The organism is Peribacillus sp. TH27, assembly GCF_016650915.1.
In the GTDB taxonomy this organism is placed as follows: domain Bacteria; phylum Bacillota; class Bacilli; order Bacillales; family DSM-1321; genus Peribacillus; species Peribacillus butanolivorans.
In genome coordinates this window covers 5,656,316-5,674,430 of sequence record NZ_JAEKEV010000002.1, presented here as the reverse complement: position 1 = coordinate 5,674,430, position 18,115 = coordinate 5,656,316, and the positions used below count along the sequence as shown (strand labels likewise).

Sequence of the window (18,115 nt, the reverse complement as noted above, 5' to 3'; positions counted from 1 at the left end):
TTTACCACATCAGGAGGAACTTTCCTATATGAAGAATTCGAAAAACTCTTTTATTCTCGCGGGAACTATTATAGGTACCCTATTTGCCAGCACTTCTGCTTATGCAAGTTCTTATCAAGTTAAATCGGGTGACACCCTAGACGAAATTTCTAAAGCGCATAATACAACTGTCCAAAAATTAAAATCTGAAAACAATTTGACTAGTAATCTTATTTTGCCAGGTCAAGTTTTAAAGATTAATGAATTCAACTATAATAAAAGTACAGATACAAAGGAAAAATATGTAGTTAAACTTGGGGATTCTTTATCTACAATTGCTAAAAGATATAATCTTTCTCTTAGTACATTGATTAAATTAAACCCTGAGATTTCTAATTCAGATCGTATTCATATTGGACAATCTATCCGTGTATCTGGACAAGCCCCTACATCTAGTTCAACGGCTAGCAAAGGTAGTTCAAGTGATACCTATAAAGTCAAATCAGGTGACACCCTAGACAAAATTGCTAAAACACATAATACGACTGTCCAAAAATTAAAATCTAAAAACAATTTGACTAGTAATCTTATTTTTCCAGGTCAAGTTTTAAAGATTAATGAATTCAACAAATATACGAATAACACTACTAATACAACAGAAAAATATGTGGTTAAACTTGGGGATTCTTTATCTACAATTGCTAAAAGATATAATCTATCTCTTAGTGCATTAATTAAATTAAATCCTAATATTTCTAATTCAGATCGTATTCGTATTGGCCAATCTATCCGTGTATCTGGACAAGCCTCTACATCTAGTTCAACGGCTAGCAAAAGTAGTTCAAGTAAAACCTATACAGTCAAATCAGGTGACACCCTAGACAAAATTGCTAAAGCACATAATACAACTGTAAATTCTTTACTTTCTTTAAATCCAAGCATTTCAAATGCAAATACTCTTCATATTGGTCAGTCTATTAAACTTTCTGGAAAAGCTACATCATCTGTAGCTAAAAAAGAGTCCATATCAACTAATTCAGCACAAGCTGATAAAATATTAGCTGCTGGTGCGAAATATTTAGGGGCTAGGTATGTTTATGGTGCAAGCACATCACGTACAGATATATTTGATTGCTCTTCATTCACATTGAAAGCATTCCAAGCTGTAGGTATTTCCTTACCACGAACTTCATCGGCTCAATCCCAGGTTGGGAAACTTGTATCTTCGAACACCCTGCAAAAAGGAGATTTAGTATTTTTTGATACCAATAATGATGGAGTAATTAATCACGTAGGAATTTATGCCGGTAACGGTCAAATGCTTAATGCTTCAACATCTAAAGGTGTATCTTATGCAAACATTAACAGTTCTTACTGGGAACCTCGCTTTGTAAAAGCAGTTCGTGTTCTTTAACTAAATTCATATGTATCAAATAATAATTGTTAGCTACACTAAGTCCCCATTTTGATTTTAAATGGGGACTTAGTGTAAGATTCCAATTTAATTTGTAAGAGTCAATGGATGTTCGGAAACAGCTAGCCTTATCGAGTCAGTAAAGCAACAAGGCTAATAGTATTGTATTGTCCAAAAGAAACAAACTCTTAGTTTCAGATAAAAAAACTTCAAATCAGTAGCTAAAGGTTTAACTCGTTTACTAAAAGTTGAAAATTCGTTTGCTTCCAGCAATTGTAGACTTTGCATTAAAACGGAATCCCTTTACCATTTCACCCTCAAAAATAACAGCAGACTTTTAATTTAGGATAACAAATATGTAATTAATCAAAAAAATAAAATCATCTTAAACGATGATTTTATTTTTTTGCATATTCTTTTAACCGAGGTAGGATTGGCTCCAAAATTTCCTTGGCTATGTAATCTGTTTCTAATCCAATAAACTGTTTGCCTTCTAAATCGACTGATCTAGCCTTTTCCGGATCATTGCAAAAAATAAACGAGATTATTCCGTTATCTTCTGTCATATCTACATATTTGAATGTAATATCATGTTGTGTTAAACAACTTTCAAACGCAATGCATAATTCATCAATGTCTGACTTACTAATAGATGTAAATTTCATTTTGATCATCTCCTCTGAATACAGAATAGCAAAATATAGGCTGAATTACAAAGTGAATATATCCTCTAGTAGAAGGCCTTTACTATTTATCCGGCATTTCTAATCTAGTGGAAAATTGAAAAATCACTAAATTTTTTTAACTAAGTTCATCTGGTTTAGCCAAAACTTTTAATAATAAAACAAAGGTCACTTTAAGAGTGGACATCATGAGAATGAAATAATCAGCAAATATAGATAAAGCTTTGGTTTTTCCGCAAAATATGCGATGACTTGAATTAGAATTAATTTTTAAAAAAACTATGTTCTCTAAGCGTCTATTGTGGCTTTTGGATAAAGTCTCATCATTTATAAAAAAAGAGGAATTAACATTATTAAGCTAACAGGTATGCGATAGTTTTTTTAAAATATATTATGTTTAATAGAAGAATTATCAATATATTAGGAGGGAATTAAATGGTTACATTAAAACCTATTAAACAAGAGGATTTTAAGCAATATATTATTCATGCAATTGATGACTATGCAAAAGACAAAGTTGCTTCTGGAAATTGGAGTGAAGATGAAGCAATGGATCTTTCTAGGAAAGAATTTACTCAACTTTTACCAAAAGGTGAAAAATCCGAGTTTAATTATATATTCTCTATCTTTCACGACCAACACATAGTCGGAACGATTTGGATTGCACAAAAATCACCTAAAAATAATGACGAAGGCTTTATTTATGATTTTATTATCTTTGAGCAATATCAAGGGCTGGGATATGGTAAGAATGCAATGAAAGAAATTGAAATTATCGCTAAAGAATTAGGAATGAAGAAGATTTCACTTCACGTTTTTGGCCATAACAAAATTGCACGTGGATTATATGAAAAGTCGGGCTATGAAATTACGAATATCACGATGACAAAATCAATTTAAATAAACTATTGCATAGTGCATAAAGGTAACTTCCTATATAACGGAGAGTATTCGTCGTACTTAAACCCTGAAAATGATCAAACTTTATTCTAAAGTAACATCTATCTATACGCTCACCATACGATAATGTGCCATTAGCTGAAAAGAAAAATCTATGGATTAAATCAATGTGCCCCAAATAAAACAAAGAGGATTATCAACGATAAAAATGAAAATTCTTAGCAAAATCCAACAGGGTTTTGTTATTTTTATTTCCGTACTTTTTTCTGAACGATTTAAGGGGAAAAATATTAGTATGAAAAGATTAATGTGAAGGTTAAACTATGCTCACTTTCCATTAAGGTAGTTCTTAAAAAACTTATATTCTTAATCTATATTTTTTTAGTAAAACCATGATAAGTCAATAAGTACCTCCGCTTTATGTCCTTCCTTATGAATATTCCATGGCATGTCTCATATCTTATACAAACACCTTTGTTAGGAGTGTGCCAACATGAAATCTTTCTATAAAGGAACGCTCATTTTGATTGTCGCAGCGTTTTTTGGTGAATGTATCGAATTTTTAGTGAACATGATCCTAGCCAGGGAATTACAAGAAGAAGGCATGGGGCTCTATATGTCTATATTGCCGATTTTCTTTTTGATATATGTGATTGCCAGTCTTGAATTACATATTTCCATTTCAAAATTCGTGGCAGAAAATAAACACACATTGCATTATAATCTTGTGATACATGCACTTAAAATGGCTATGGTTGTAGTGCTGGTTATGTGTGTCGTCATGCCTTTTATTCTTACCTTTTCATCCATAATGGACAGATACCACCCATATATAAAATGGCTGCTTATTACCTTAATCCCTATAGTCGCCTTTTCGTCGATTGCAAGAGGATATTTTATGGGCGTTCAGCAGATGGGAAAGATTGCATTTTCCAACTTTTTAAAAGATATTATTCAATTTGGCTTGCTGTTCTTCATCTTTACCTTATTTAATTTTAACCAGGAAAAGTCCCTGCTGATGGCCTTCTTTGTTTTAATAGGCAGTGAGTTCCTCGTCTTCTTATACCTGATTAGCCTATTGATTCTTCAAATGCGTATTATGAAGCGTGGTACAAACTCGCGTACCTCTGGTAGATATGCACGTCAAAAGTTGCTGGAGGTTTCACTACCTACTATGGGACTAAGAATCTTTCACGCAATAACAAATGCGATTCAACCTTTTCTGATTCATGCTGCCCTTCTCTCAGCAGGATTCGGCGCGGTAATGGCTACTGAACATTTTGGGATGCTCACAGGAGTTGCGATGACTATCGGCTTCTTCCCTGCTTTTATTGCTCATTCACTAATGATAATGCTTATCCCTAATGTATCGAATGCTTACAAGAGACAGGATGAGGAAAAATTGAGAGTTTTATTACAAAAATCGATGTCTTTTACAATCTTGTATGGGGTTCCTGCAGTGGTCTTTATTTATCTCTTTGCGGAACCTTTGACCTCACTCTTTTTTTCCTCCACTTCAGCTGCTTATTATTTAAAATTATTATGTCCTTATTTTCTTTTTCACTTTTTTGTTATTCCGATGCAAGCCTATCTTATTGGCTTAGGCTTAGTTAAAGAGGCTTTTTTCCATACTGTGTGGTCACATATCGTCGCCTTTGTGATGATGTATATTCTCGGCTCCCAAGCCTCTCTTAACATGGGAGGCATCATCTTAGGCATGAATACAGGTGCTGTATTATTAACCCTTATGCATTACTTAACTATATGTAAAAAAATAGGGATAAGCATCTGGTTAACAAAATCGAGATCTATAATAATGAAGTAACCTGTACTTATCTAGATAGTTAGTGAGTTTTCAACCTAATTTGATTTTAGTCAAGAATATTCTTTAAAATATCATACAATATTAATGAAGTGATATCATAAATAAAGCTAAGGCTAAGACCGGATAAACGTACGGGCAAGAAAGGTAAAAAAACCGAACGATCAACATAACATATGTAGTTAGACGTTAAACACTCGAATGATTCAAAATGTCAGCAATAATAACGGTGACAAAACTCAAAACCTTTTTAAAATATTCAAATAAAATGTGAAGAAAAAGACACTCCTCAATCAGGCTGTGTCTTTTCAATTCTTATGAGGTTAATTAATGTAGACTGCAACTTAAGGTAATTTATTGGATTGATTCTCGTTGTCGTTATATCTGTATTAAGGTCATTAGGTGCTTTTTAACCGTGCCTGTTACTCAATGAAAAATCACATACCAACAATTACACAAATCAAAAGCTTGATTTAGGGCAGTTCATCATTATTTTACCTTCTCTCCAATAAAAAGGAGGAATACTTATATTTACTTTTCGATATTCAGGAGGTAATACTAGGCCTTTTAATCTCTTCAAGACTTGGTTTTAGATTACTCATTAAAATACAAGGTGATTATTAAACTAGATGTGTCCACTCTACCGGTCTGTCCAATTTATAGTAACGCATGGTCTATGTGAAGCACCTCAGCTCCCCCTTGACATTAGCGAGCTCATTACTGTTTAAAAAATTATGTTAATATATGCTACGACTACGGAAACAACATTCACTATCATCATCATTATTATTAGAATTATTAATTCATAATATTATTCATCCTTAGGGACAGTTTGAGTTTTTATGTTTTCTATTTGTTTTCTTTGTTTTTCTAACTGACGTAATTTCCCTCTTTGAATCTTACCTGAGACGGTTTTGGGTAGTTCTGAAACAAATTCAATTTCTCTTGGATATTTATAAGGAGCTGTAATTGTTTTTACATAATTCTGTAATTCCTTTACTAGGTTATCTGACGGTATAACTTTTTTATCTATGACAACAAAAGCTTTTACAACGGCTCCTCTAACTGCATCAGGACTTGGTACAACAGCACATTCTTTCACATTTTCATAACTTAGCAGAGCCTCTTCTATTTCAGATGGTCCAATGGTGTAGCCAGAGCTTATTATGAGATCATCTGAACGACCTTCAAACCAAAAATATCCGTCTTGATCCATCTTCGCAAGATCACCAGTCATATACCAATCACCATGGAATACTGATTTCGTGCGTTCCGGATCATTATGATACTCTTTGAATAAACCTCGAACACTTCGGTGTACTGCAATCACTCCCACTTCCCCAAATGGTAATGGATTCCCATTATCATCATTAACTCTTACCAGATCACCCAGAGTTGATCTTCCTAGTGACCCTGGTTTTACATTCATGTCATTTAATGATGTAATTAGTAGAGTGTTTTCTGTTTGTCCATAACCATCTCCAACCTTCACGTTGAAGTGTCTCTTAAACTTATCGATAACTTGGTTATTAAGAGGTTCCCCTGCACTTAAAGCATTTTTTAGACTAGAAATTTTAAAACGATCTAATTGATCGACATTAGAAATTTTGCGATATTCAGTTGCGGTAGCACATAAAAAGTTTACATTGTATTTTTCTATCATTTGTAAATATTTCTCCCCATCAAGATGACCGTTATAAGCTAATCCTGTAGCACCAGACCCTAACGTGTTAATAAAGGCATTGTGTACCCACTTTATCCATGCTGGACTAACAGTGCTCCAAATCAGAGTATCCGGTCCACAGTTAAACCCAATTTTTACGGATAACGCTCGATGTGCATAAACCCATCCATGATCATGTATTACTCCCTTTGGATTCCCCGTCGCACCAGATGTATAGCAAAGGAAAGCGCTATCATCAGAACGGGTTGCAACAGGGTCAAATTTTGATGGCATTCCTTTGATTAAATTCTCGTAGTTTTGCCATCCTTCCACTTCGCCGCCAACCGTGAGATAATATCTAAGGCTCACCGTTTCTGAACTAATTTTATGGACCCGATCTGTTAAGGTATGATAACAAATGATTGCTTTAGCTTGTGATTGATTAATTCTATATAAAAGATCCTTAGGCATAAGCATATCTGAACCGGGAGATATAACTAACCCTAACTTTAAAGCAGCAATATAAGCAATATATGTCTCAGGAATTCTTGGAAGGACAATTAAAATCTTATCCCCTTTTGTTAAACCAATGTTTTTTAAGACATTAGCAAATTTATTTGATAAATGGCGGAGCTCTTGGTAGGTTAAGGTCTTTGTGATTCCTATTGCATCTTCCCAATAAATAGCTACTTGGGGCTCCCCATCAGCATAGCCATCAATGTCCCAAGCAATGTTATAGTATTCTGGGACAATTAGATCAAAATCTGTACCCATTTCATACCTCCCCCTAAAAAAATTAATGATATATACCTTAACTATTCGATTTGAAACTAAGAGGGCATTTCATTAGGGGATGCCCTCTCCAAAAAATACTGATATAGTATCTTACTGCTTAGTATGAAGCAATAATTGAAAGACAGTCTGACACTTATGTTCACACCACCCACCTTGAAGAGGAAGTAGACTAAAGGTATATCTTGTATTTCAACTCACTCTCATTTAGGATTTTATTTCAATAAATTTTATTACTCTCTTAAATGTAAACGCTTACTAATTTTCGGATCTTTTTCTAAAAATAGAGTTAATTCAAAACAAATTCACTACCTGCTTTCATCAATTCACCGACTTTTACTTTTTCTTTCAGTAAATTAGTAGCGATTGAACGGCGGAGCATTTCATCTGAACCTTCAAAAATACGCCAAATTCTTACCTCACGATACCAGCGCTCTACAGGCGATTCTTTTGTATAACCTAAACCTCCATGAATTTGTAAAACGCGGTCAACTACTCGACTTATCATATTAGTCGAATATAACTTTGAGATTGAGGACTGATGGCGGAATTGAATGCTATCTTGCCCAGTTTTCCATGATCCTTCTTGTTCAGCCATCCACGCAGAACGGAGAAAAATCCATTTTGCTGCTTCAATTTCGGTAGCAGAATCAGCGATCATCCATTGAATTGCTTGACGTTCAGCAAGTGGCTCTCCGAATGAAACACGATTATTTGCCCATTCTATTGCCATATTTAATAAACGTTCAGCACCACCAATAGCCCAAGAAGGAATAACCCATCCACGATTATGGTTAATGAACACCATTGCATATTTAAAGCCATCTCCCACTTCTCCAATAACATTTTCTTCAGGAACACGTACATTATCAAAAACTAGCGTTGCAGGTTCATGATGACTTCCAGACATCACCGGAATTGGCTCAGAACGGTACCCCAGTTCGCGGTCAACTAGGAAACAAGTGATTCCCCCATTCATACCTTTCTGTCTATCTGTTACTGCAAATACGATGGCAAAGTCTGATTCACTACCATGAGTAATAAATATCTTTTCCCCATTAATAATCCACTCATTTCCTTGTTTCACAGCAGTTGTTTCCATATTTGAAGCATCTGAACCAGAACTTGATTCTGTCAATGCAAAGCAAGCAATTTTCTCTCCATCAACAACTGGCAATAAATACTTCTTTTTTTGTTCTTCATTAAGTGCTATATATAAAAGATTTGGTGCATGTCCTCCAAAATCAAAAGGAACAATCGTTCTACCTAATTCCATTTGTATTAAACTACTCATTACAGGACCCAAGTCGGCTCCTCCATATTCCTCTGGAGAGTTAATTCCCCAAAAACCTATGTCCTTAGCTTTTAATTGAAGTTTACGTAATTCCTCCCTAGTAATTCCAGGTTTACCTTCACGTTCATTTCTTAACACTTGATTTTCGAGTGGCGCTAATTCTTTTTCAACAAAATCTCGAACTGTTTCTTGTACCATTCTTTGCTCATCAGTTAATCTAAAATCCATGTCTCTTCCCCTTTTCCATTTTAATTTTGGTGGCTTTTATATTTATCTGAATATTCTAAATTTATTCTATCTTAGGTGATTTTAAGTGTAAATCACTTAAATTTTAAGGTTACTTCAATTTTTCCTAAAGAAAGAGTGAAGCGTTCAAGATTACCTAAATCAAAACATATATTTTTTACACTTTTAAATTTTAAGTAACATTAGCAATTTGAATCGAATAGTTTTCAATTATACGAGCAATATTTACATACGAGCATTATTTACTATGACTTCTGATTGATTATTTTTTATTCCTGGTTTAACAAAAATCATCAGGATGAATCCAATTAAGCAAACCACTACTGCTGCAATAAACATCGCTGGATAACCATTAGTCATGACAAGATAACCAGTTAAGGTCGGAGCGACTATAGCAGCTGCGTTAATTATGAAATGGTTAACCCCTGTATATGCTCCAACTCTTGTAGGTGCAGTGTCCTGAATGACTACCCAAAACAAAGCACCACCTAAAAATGAAGAACCAGTCCCCAATGACATTAAGAGTAAAATGACTAATGGAGAATTAACAGTAAGAATGAGTGTAAAGAACAAACCTGTTAGGATAAATGAAATCATGCATAGTCCCGATCTTGCTATCCACAAGTTGTTCGTCCTTTTAAATAGAATATCTGAGATTTTTGGTCCCAGTAGAACAGTAATACAGGCTAATGCCCAAGGAATCATCCCTAGATAACCTAACGCTTTTAAATCGTAATTGAAGACGTCCTGCAGGTATTTTGGAGCCCAGGTTAAAATTAAAAAATTGATGTAGTTCGCACAAAAGTGAGCAATCGAATTTAACATTAATGTTGGACTTTTTAAAAAATGATACCAGGGGGAAATGGTCTTATCTCCACCTTCATTCTTTTTTATGTCATTAGAATAACGAATTACTTCTAGTTCTTCTTTTGAAACAAGGGGATGATCTTCAGGATAATCTGTAAATATTTTGCGCCATATAATCGCCCAAATTATACCAATCGCTCCCAATACGACAAACATCATTTTCCAACCTACTGTAGAAATTAAAAATACGGCAATTGGGGCCGTAATTAAAGCTCCAAATGGGACTCCTAATATACCTATTCCATTCAAAAATGCTCTTTCTTTTACAGGTGCCCAATTTGCCAACGTCCGGGCATTGCCCACAAGAGCAGGTCCTTCTGCTAATCCAAATAAGATTCGAAATACAGCAAATCCTGCAAGTGCAGAACCTCCAAAAACGGCAATACCAATATCCCCTGAAACCCCCATACCCAAAGCAAATATAGACCAAGTAACAGCCGAAAGCATCCACACAAATTTAGGACCTTTTTTATCGGCTAATAGTCCTCCAAAAAAACCGCCAAAAATATATCCGTATCCAAAAAACCTAATACATGCCCCCATGATTTAGCATTTAATCCATATTCATTTATTATATACTCCTGTGCATAAGCCATTATAGAGCGATCAACATAATTAATAATTGTAATAAAGGTAATCATCATCATTAAGAAATAGCGGTATTTTCCACTCATCTGTTTCACCTCTTTTTAGTATTTTTGTAGAGTTTCTTATTCATCATTACTTAGTGAAATAAATTTAAAATCCAATCAATTTGTAAGGGATTTCATTTCTAATCATTGCTTTCTTATGAAAAATTCATTTAAAATATCTGTTACCAGCACCATACTTTATTCGTTGTGTACTCTTTCCATAATCACCTCTCCTCCTCACAATCGTATATTTAGCTGATAAATTATAATTATTGAAATATTCTAAATTTATCCTATAATGAATTTTAATAGGAGTATATCAGTTATATATTAAGGTTACTTTAGGTTTTCCTAAAGAAAGGAGGGAATATGCTATGCAAATACAACAAATTGAATATATTATTGAAGTGGCAAAAACAGGTTCGATTACTGAGGCAGCAAATAACCTTCATGTTTCTGTAGCTACTATAAGTCAGTCTTTATCAAATTTCGAACAGAAATTTGGATTAAGCTTATTTAAAAGATCAAGATTGGGAACCAAACCCACAGAACAAGGAAAAAGAATAATAGAAAAAGCATATAAAATTAGCGATTTGTTAGTAGACTTAGAAAGAGAAGCAAAATTTCAGAGCACAAATATCGATAAAGAACTTAGAATAGTTGCTAGCCCGAGTACTTTACTTACTTTTTTACCTAAAGCTATTTCCGCCTTTAATAAAAAATATCCAAACACAGAGATTATTATTGAGGAAAATCAGAATGTAATTAGGGAAATTTCAAACAATGAGCATGATCTAGGTTTCATCACGGTTGATGAAATGACTTGGATTAAGTGGGGAAATTCAAATAAAAATGTATTGCATTTTGATACATTATTTCAAGGAAGAATGTATATTTGTGTTTGCGAAAATTCTCCTCTTGCTTTCAAAGAAAGTATTACACCTGAAGAATTACTAAATCAAAAATTAATTTTACATACCATAACCAAACCTATTTTAGATGATATAATACGCCAATATGGACCCCTTAAGGTTTTATTTGAATCTCCTAATACGGAAACGATAAAAAACTCGATAGCCGAAGGGATAGGGATTAGTTTCCTCTCTGAATTTACTGTAATTAATGATGAAAGAGTTATTAATGGTCAAATTATTATAATTCCCTTAGTTAATTATGAACGCTCCAATTTAACTTGTGGTTTTATCCGTTCAAAAAAAGATATTTTTCAACATCAGCAAGAGGTTTCTTAAAAATTATTAAGGAGCAAAATGGTAAGGGGATTTTTTAATTTATCATAATTCTTTCAATTAGGATCTTATTAATATCTCCATCAATAGGCTATAATCAACATTCATTACTATTAACTTCATAAAGTAAACTACAAATCCCTATAATTTTTGAATATTTTTAGTCCATTTCAGTAACCGCTTAAAAAAATCATTAGCTAAGATATTACACCGTACAGATGCATATGTAAGCTTTTGTACTATACTAAATAACTTTTTCACTTTTTAAAAAGATCTTCCCTTCTGTTCTCTCTTTGTTAGCATTATTTCTAATCAAAAAGTACCCCATATTCAGTTTTTTATGTCTTATGTCAATATCGGATTCCCTTTGTATTTTGGTGAAAAAAATAAATCAATTTAAAATTTATTGAGCCTTTCTCTGTACTTATCTCCTTAGTTGATGTATATTTCAACATACTTGGATAATAATCAAGTAAAATGGTTTAAACTAACCATACAATATTAATGGAGTGATTTCATGAGTAAAGCTAAGGCTAAAACTGGAACAGGTAAAGGTACAGGTACGGGAACGGGTAAGAAGGGTTGGAATCGTTGGAAAACTAGTGCCAACAAGAAAAAGAGCGCAAAACCTTATGTAAGTAAAGGCGTTAAACACGCGAATGACTCAAAGACAACTACCAATAATACTGGTGATAAGTCTGAAAGATAATCATTATGTAATTCCTATGAGTTAAATTAAAGGTTACTACATTATGTTCCATATTCTCATACAGGGTATTTAAAAATCTGTATGAGAGAAATGGGTCAAATAGATTAATAATGGGTCAAATAGATTAATAACTCTAACTTCCTTCACTCTATAGCTATTGAATTAACCAAGAGCATTTATATATAATAAAGAAAAAGACACTCCCAAACCGGTAGTGTCTTTCGTGTTCATTTGAGGTTTTTTTAATTTATACAGATACAATCACGAAATGTTCATCTAATCTGACTTTTATGTTTGTTGTGTTAACTTTTTTCGATGATAACTTTATTGTAAAACCGTTGGTAGCCCTTTTTAACAGAGTTTGTTTCTGAATGTATGGCTTCACCAACAACTTGAGCAGATTCAATCAAAGGGGCTACATTATAAAAATGTACTATCTGTTTAGTTTTATTCATAAGCTAAGTAATTTTCGCCATAAGAAGGAACGAATTTTCTACTCTAAGAAATTTTGTCTCTTTTTTGCTAGACTCTTTGTAAAAAGTTAGAAAGCGCTCCAATATCATTAAATTGATATTATTTATTTGGCTACTGCTTTTAATAATTGATTGACTAACAATTGAGATTTCAGACCTTCTAGTCCATCAATCAGTGGTTTCTCATCATTTTGAATACAATTAATAAAATGTTGTACAGCATCTTCAAATCCTCTTTGCTTTAACGTTGTATCCCAAGATGGAGAAAATGAAGTTGAGTGGCTGTTATTAGAAGCAATTTCTAAAGTATTCATGTTCCTAACACTTAAAATTGCTCCATCTGTTAATAGTTCAAGCCTCTCAAGATTAGTACCTGCTTTTCGATGCATGTCTGTAAAGAAAGGTATACCCTCCTTGGATTTATAAACATGTCCTGCATAAACAAGGTAATTCTCACTACTGATATTTACTGTTCCATGCAGCACATCTAAATCACCATTAGCTAACCATCTTGCAGTATCAACTACATGTAAATAATCATCTAACATTCTAAAATCATAAGAATAAGGTCCCATACTATCTGTTCTATGTTTTTCTATACGAACTGATGCTATGTTTTGAGCTTGTTGTTTTGCTTGTACATACATAGGAGCAAAGCGGCGATTAAATCCAACCATAAGCTTTCTTCGTGATTTTTCACTTAACTCTACTAATTTTTCAGCTTCAGCAACAGTTGCAGCTAATGGTTTATCGACATAAACATCTATTCCTTTAGTTAATAGAGAAGATACGACTTCAAAATGTGAGCTAGTGGAACTATGTACGAAAACAGCATCACACTCTGCAGCGAGTGTTTGTAAGCTATTAAAATCTTGAATACGATACTGATTGCAAATCATTTTTCGTTTATCTTTACTTGGTGAAAAAGCACCTACAAATGACCAATCCGTTTCTTTAGTAAGGATTGGTAAATATGCTTTTTGAGCTATACTTCCTAAACCTATCATTCCAATACGAGGTTTTTTCATGTTTGACATCCTTTGCATTGATATTGTTAATAACAAAATTAGTTTACACTGTTTCAGTTGTAAAGCCAAATGAACAAATTATTTTTGCATGTGGTCGTGTAATAGGAGTATCAAGTGAACATACTCGAGTCTGTCAAATCCCTTTGTTATTTTGTAGTTCAGATTCAATGCTACTATTTAATCAAGAACCTGGGGCGTACTACCATTTCATGTATGGTATTAACATCAAAACTCTCTTTTTCAAAATCTCCGAGAACGCGAATAATTTTCTCTATTTTTTCTCCTTCTTGTTGCGTTATAAACACCAAAAACGATTCTTCCATACACTCCATCAATTTTTATTCTTCCATTTTTATACTTTTTCACTTTGTTTGATTGCATACATTAATACGAATTCATGCAATCTCCACTATTCTATCTAAGCGTCTGTCCAAAAACTCTAACTGATCAAGAGTCGTATCATCTGAAAATGATGAAGACAAGTTAAATTTACCCTATAATAGTTACCATTTCCTATTATTTTATATTTAATATTTTTTTACTTTATCAAAAAATACCATATCTCATGATGAATAGTAAAAGAAACAGTGGTTCTGACAGAACCACTGTTTCTTTTACTTAAAATTCCTTTGAGAAAAATGGCAAGAATAACTTTACTCCTCGTCTATTAAAAGGTAAAAATTTCATATCCGCAATTAAATGACTTATGTAGCCTAATATACAAGTAGTGAAAATCCCCTCTATCCCCAAAGATGATTCGAATTGATGAGCAATGACGCCAAAGAAAACGATGCCAGCAATCGAATGCGTATAACTTCTATGAGGTGTGAAAGATGCTAGAATTATATAGATACCTAACAGCCATAACCAGTTTTCCTGTAAAGATAGGCCGCCTCCTAATACCCCTAATCCTGTCAGGGTCAGCATATGCCTTTGCGTTATAAATGTAGATATTATAATAATGCCAATTCCTGCTCCTACACCAACCCACTTTTCCGTTTCAGAACCTTCCAAAACGCTATAAATAATCATGAGAATCCCGATGGTTTGTGCTAAAGTTCGGATGAACTTGTGTGAAAAGGTAATTCTATTGCTTAACTTTCCGTCAATATCCATGTCGGGCATTAGACCTGAAACACCCCCAACCCCAACTAAGAATAAAGTAGTGGTTGGATCGGTTTGAAGTGTGTTTGCTGTTAAAAATCCCACTGTCGCTCCTAATGCCATATGCGCTGTCCCGTTCACTGTCTCTCTCCTGTTCTTCTAAGAAGTTATCTTCCATATCACAATCGAATGTTTGTTCGAACACCTTGCTTTTTAACTATACAATATTTTTTACTGAATTTCTTTATTTCTTTTAAAAAAATGGGATTATTCCTTGATTTCAAAATAAGAAGAACCTTATTCCCTCTTTGTAATGTTCTTAGAATCCTTTGAATTTTGTTCACTCACTTCTAGTCGTATCACCATTTTCAGGTTAAATAGTTATTGGGCTATCCTACTCGTGAAAATCATGAAAAACGAAGAGGCAATAAGTGCTAAAATTCAAAATAAATCATGAACAATATTACAAAGTACACAAAGAGGAATTGAAATAAAGAATATGGAAGCTCATCCTGGTGTCGCTAAGCTCGATGCAATAAGGCAGATTTCTCTTTTTGAGAAAGAAACTCATAATGCTTAAGTAAATATAGCTACACAAAGCTAACCAGAAATGTTAGAGCCAAGTAGACTTCGTCTTGACTTACTCTATAAAAATATTATATTGAAATTAACCTTATTAAAGGCTCGTATTTATATACAAAACCTTTAAAAATTTTTTTCTAACGAGACTTTTTTATTAGAAACTTTATCAATAATATGAATATACTAATCTATAAGGGGAGTGATCCAAATAGCCTTTCTAAACGCCTTCAATAATTTTAAAAAAGGGAAAAAGTCTAAGAAAATAAAAAACATGGATTTTAGAGAGCAACACGTAAAGAAATCTTCTGAGCTTATTGGTAATAATGTAATCGTTCAAAATATAATTAACAATCACCTTACAAAAAAAATAACCACTTGTAGGGTGGTTTTTATTTATTGTATGAAATTTCTTCATTCTTCACCATCGTCAACGTTACATCATATATATAGTTATATTGTAGATAATAATCGTATATGACATTGTGTAGAATTTTTATTAGTGATTTATCGAAGGTATCGAATTCCGTTTGATAACTGCTTAAAACCGTGACAAATTTGCCGTCTAGGTTTTCATAATAATGCAAGAGAAAATTCTTATAATATTCACTGTCACTGTTGCTTTTATTCGTTATACATGGATCACCAGTTTGGATGGACTTATCAAGCATCGATTTGATGGATTTAGGTAGCTTAGCTTTTTTGAATTGATTTAAGTTATAAATTTCATAAGTAAAGTCAAGTCCTAATTGATTGGAATAAAACTCGATAGTACTATCCAATGTATAAATTAAGGGAGCTTTAAAATCCTTGCTATTTGCAATCTCCTCTGATATCTCCAGCTGAAATTCCTCAGATGTTAAATATGCTTGCAAATTTCATTTTTGAACTGCTCACGCTAAACACCTCAAAAACAGCTGCATCTTGTTTTTCAATCTCAATTTCTATATTAAAAAACTTAAAGTGTTTTAGCCGGTAAAAAGCAATCGGTGCTAATAGAAAAAGTAGTATCCACACTAGGTAAAGAAATAATGTGTTGAAGATTATTTGATAAAACTCAGATGTTACAATCGGTTCTATGATTAACGTTATCAATGTATGTTCAAAGCCTTCAGAAATAGCTGGATTCTGTGTATTTACGGGATTGACGACTTTATCAGGCTCCTTCCACGTTTGGATTCCTAATAGGGCCATCGCAACCAGTGTATAAACAAAAATCAAAATAGTCCCAATCACATATAATTTTGGCATGAATCCTATAATTCTGTCGAAAACAGAAATTCGCTTATTTTTCTGCTCCTCTATAGCCAATGTGGACGCTCCTTTTACAAATTAATATAAAATAGAAAAAGTCAATAAAGGGACAAAAAAAGCATCCTAGTCTTTTCCTATTTAATAATATGTTTGTAATCAAGCGAACATACGTAAATGTTGGTTGAGGGTAACTGATTTCCTTTTTTCATCCATTCCGAAACAGATACCTTCCCGTTTGGCTTGATATTTACAGCCATTTCTAGTGTCATCTATGAAGTTTCACTTTCTAGTTTTATCCACACCAACATTATGACGTGGGTATTATCATATGTCCTAAATGTAACAGGATCTATGTACCTAGTGTCACGACGATTGCACCCCGAAATTCGTGAACTTCCCTTATACTTGAAATTAAGGCTATTACGGGTTCTTAAAAAAAAGGAATAATTCGAAAGCGCTTTCGATTAAATCAAAAATGCCAGGCTCCTCAATCGTGTAAATGAGGAGGTCAGCTTTTATACATAGAATTCCGTATCATTTTAGTTGTCCTTTTATCGCAAATTCTCTCACTTTATTTAAAAACATCTCCAATGCTTTTGATGCTTCGAAATCTTTCTTTTTCACCACTGAAAAAGGTCTAATAAAGGCTTCATTTTTCAAATGAAAGGTCTTCAATTCACCGGTTTTCAGTTCTTTTTGCACGGTTAATCGGGATAACAGTGCAATGCCAAGACCAGCCATAACTGCTTCTTTCACTCCTTGAATACTGGTAAAAATAAAGCTTCGTTTTATGTTTAGATCTAGTTTGTTTATAAGTTTATCTGAATACGTACGAGTTCCCGACCCTTGCTCCCTAAGTACCCATGTTTGATCCTGAAGCATGGCACCATCTATGATTTCCATTTGTGAAAGTGGATGATCAGGCGGAACGACGACAATCATTTCATCATTCATGAATGAGTTAACATCAATATCTTTATAATCCGTTTCCCCTTCAATCAGACCTATATCAATCTGGTTAGAACGTACGCCTTGAATAACTTCATTAGAATTTGAAATAATAATTTGAATATCAACTAGAGGATATAGGACAGAATATTCCGCCAAAACTTTCGGAAGATAATATTCTCCTATTGTAAAACTAGCCCCAATTTTTAGAGTCCCACTTACCACGTTATTAAAATCATTAATTTCTCTTATTGCTGTCTCATAGTGATTCAGCATTTGCTTTGCATGCCTATATAAGATTTTTCCAGGCTCTGTTATTTGAACCTGTTTCGGGGAACGGTAAATCAGTTTCGTCCCCAATTCATTTTCCAGATTCCTTATATGAAGGCTAACTCCCGGCTGTGACAGATTAAGAATATCACCTGCTCTTGAGAAATTTTTCTGTTCGATTACGGTTACAAAAACCTTTAAAGGATCCATA

General features: G+C 33.5%; 13 protein-coding genes and 1 pseudogene. 5 read left to right on the top strand and 9 right to left on the bottom strand.

Going from position 1 to position 18,115, the window contains the following annotated elements:
• The first annotated feature begins 28 nt into the window (after window positions 1-28).
• Window positions 29-1,393, top strand: a complete 1,365-nt coding sequence (locus JFU24_RS28690) for a C40 family peptidase (protein ID WP_201185079.1) — start codon at window positions 29-31, stop codon at window positions 1,391-1,393.
• 398 nt (window positions 1,394-1,791) lie between these two features.
• Here JFU24_RS28690 and JFU24_RS28685 read toward each other — a convergent pair whose 3' ends face one another.
• Window positions 1,792-2,058: a hypothetical protein gene (locus JFU24_RS28685; protein ID WP_201185081.1), complete on the bottom strand. Its 267-nt coding sequence runs from the start codon at window positions 2,056-2,058 to the stop codon at window positions 1,792-1,794.
• 453 nt (window positions 2,059-2,511) lie between these two features.
• Between JFU24_RS28685 and JFU24_RS28680 the strand changes: the two genes are divergently transcribed.
• Window positions 2,512-2,976: a GNAT family N-acetyltransferase gene (locus JFU24_RS28680; protein ID WP_201224258.1), complete on the top strand. Its 465-nt coding sequence runs from the start codon at window positions 2,512-2,514 to the stop codon at window positions 2,974-2,976.
• A 493-nt stretch (window positions 2,977-3,469) separates the two neighbouring features.
• The gene (locus JFU24_RS28675) at window positions 3,470-4,801 is read left to right on the top strand and encodes an oligosaccharide flippase family protein (protein ID WP_201185083.1); all 1,332 of its coding nucleotides are present in this window, start codon (window positions 3,470-3,472) and stop codon (window positions 4,799-4,801) included.
• 808 nt (window positions 4,802-5,609) lie between these two features.
• Here the strand turns inward: JFU24_RS28675 and JFU24_RS28670 are convergent.
• From JFU24_RS28670 to JFU24_RS28660, 3 genes and pseudogenes are all read right to left on the bottom strand, one after another.
• A complete protein-coding gene (locus tag JFU24_RS28670; RefSeq protein WP_201224257.1) occupies window positions 5,610-7,235 on the bottom strand; it encodes an acyl-CoA synthetase in 1,626 nt (541 codons plus the stop codon).
• 307 nt (window positions 7,236-7,542) lie between these two features.
• Window positions 7,543-8,775 carry an acyl-CoA dehydrogenase family protein gene (locus JFU24_RS28665; RefSeq protein WP_201224256.1) on the bottom strand — a complete coding sequence of 411 codons (1,233 nt, stop codon included), beginning with the start codon at window positions 8,773-8,775 and terminating at the stop codon, window positions 7,543-7,545.
• A gap of 243 nt (window positions 8,776-9,018) precedes the next feature.
• Window positions 9,019-10,334, bottom strand: a pseudogene (locus JFU24_RS28660) (MFS transporter).
• 332 nt (window positions 10,335-10,666) lie between these two features.
• Here JFU24_RS28660 and JFU24_RS28655 point away from each other — a divergent pair.
• Both JFU24_RS28655 and JFU24_RS28650 read left to right on the top strand, forming a co-directional pair.
• On the top strand, window positions 10,667-11,542 hold the full coding sequence (locus JFU24_RS28655) for a LysR family transcriptional regulator (RefSeq protein ID WP_201185088.1): 876 nt from the start codon (window positions 10,667-10,669) through the stop codon (window positions 11,540-11,542).
• A 514-nt stretch (window positions 11,543-12,056) separates the two neighbouring features.
• The gene (locus tag JFU24_RS28650) at window positions 12,057-12,248 is read left to right on the top strand and encodes a DUF3934 family protein (protein WP_201185089.1); all 192 of its coding nucleotides are present in this window, start codon (window positions 12,057-12,059) and stop codon (window positions 12,246-12,248) included.
• Between the two features lie 577 nt (window positions 12,249-12,825).
• Here the strand turns inward: JFU24_RS28650 and JFU24_RS28645 are convergent.
• From JFU24_RS28645 to JFU24_RS28625, 5 genes are all read right to left on the bottom strand, one after another.
• Complete coding sequence (locus JFU24_RS28645; protein ID WP_201185091.1) at window positions 12,826-13,749, bottom strand: Gfo/Idh/MocA family protein; 924 nt, start codon at window positions 13,747-13,749, stop codon at window positions 12,826-12,828.
• 618 nt (window positions 13,750-14,367) lie between these two features.
• A complete protein-coding gene (locus tag JFU24_RS28640; protein WP_201250824.1) occupies window positions 14,368-14,994 on the bottom strand; it encodes a metal-dependent hydrolase in 627 nt (208 codons plus the stop codon).
• Window positions 14,995-15,824: 830 nt separating this feature from the next.
• A complete protein-coding gene (locus JFU24_RS28635) occupies window positions 15,825-16,307 on the bottom strand; it encodes a hypothetical protein (protein ID WP_201224254.1) in 483 nt (160 codons plus the stop codon).
• Window positions 16,285-16,743: a hypothetical protein gene (locus JFU24_RS28630; protein WP_201224253.1), complete on the bottom strand. Its 459-nt coding sequence runs from the start codon at window positions 16,741-16,743 to the stop codon at window positions 16,285-16,287. Before JFU24_RS28630 ends, JFU24_RS28635 begins: the two co-directional genes overlap by 23 nt.
• Window positions 16,744-17,220: 477 nt before the next feature.
• Window positions 17,221-18,114: a selenium metabolism-associated LysR family transcriptional regulator gene (locus JFU24_RS28625; RefSeq protein ID WP_201185095.1), complete on the bottom strand. Its 894-nt coding sequence runs from the start codon at window positions 18,112-18,114 to the stop codon at window positions 17,221-17,223.
• Window position 18,115 lies beyond the last annotated feature (1 nt).

What these genes read in the sequence shown, in the direction of transcription:
- JFU24_RS28675 (WP_201185083.1), top strand. Translation starts at nt 3,470, where the DNA reads ATGAAATCTTTCTATAAAGGAACGCTCATTTTGATTGTCGCAGCGTTT.
- JFU24_RS28685 (WP_201185081.1), bottom strand. Translation starts at nt 2,058, where the DNA reads ATGAAATTTACATCTATTAGTAAGTCAGACATTGATGAATTATGCATT.
- JFU24_RS28650 (WP_201185089.1), top strand. Translation starts at nt 12,057, where the DNA reads ATGAGTAAAGCTAAGGCTAAAACTGGAACAGGTAAAGGTACAGGTACG.
- JFU24_RS28665 (WP_201224256.1), bottom strand. Translation starts at nt 8,775, where the DNA reads ATGGATTTTAGATTAACTGATGAGCAAAGAATGGTACAAGAAACAGTT.
- JFU24_RS28625 (WP_201185095.1), bottom strand. Translation starts at nt 18,114, where the DNA reads ATGGATCCTTTAAAGGTTTTTGTAACCGTAATCGAACAGAAAAATTTC.
- JFU24_RS28655 (WP_201185088.1), top strand. Translation starts at nt 10,667, where the DNA reads ATGCAAATACAACAAATTGAATATATTATTGAAGTGGCAAAAACAGGT.
- JFU24_RS28645 (WP_201185091.1), bottom strand. Translation starts at nt 13,749, where the DNA reads ATGAAAAAACCTCGTATTGGAATGATAGGTTTAGGAAGTATAGCTCAA.
- JFU24_RS28680 (WP_201224258.1), top strand. Translation starts at nt 2,512, where the DNA reads ATGGTTACATTAAAACCTATTAAACAAGAGGATTTTAAGCAATATATT.
- JFU24_RS28690 (WP_201185079.1), top strand. Translation starts at nt 29, where the DNA reads ATGAAGAATTCGAAAAACTCTTTTATTCTCGCGGGAACTATTATAGGT.
- JFU24_RS28670 (WP_201224257.1), bottom strand. Translation starts at nt 7,235, where the DNA reads ATGGGTACAGATTTTGATCTAATTGTCCCAGAATACTATAACATTGCT.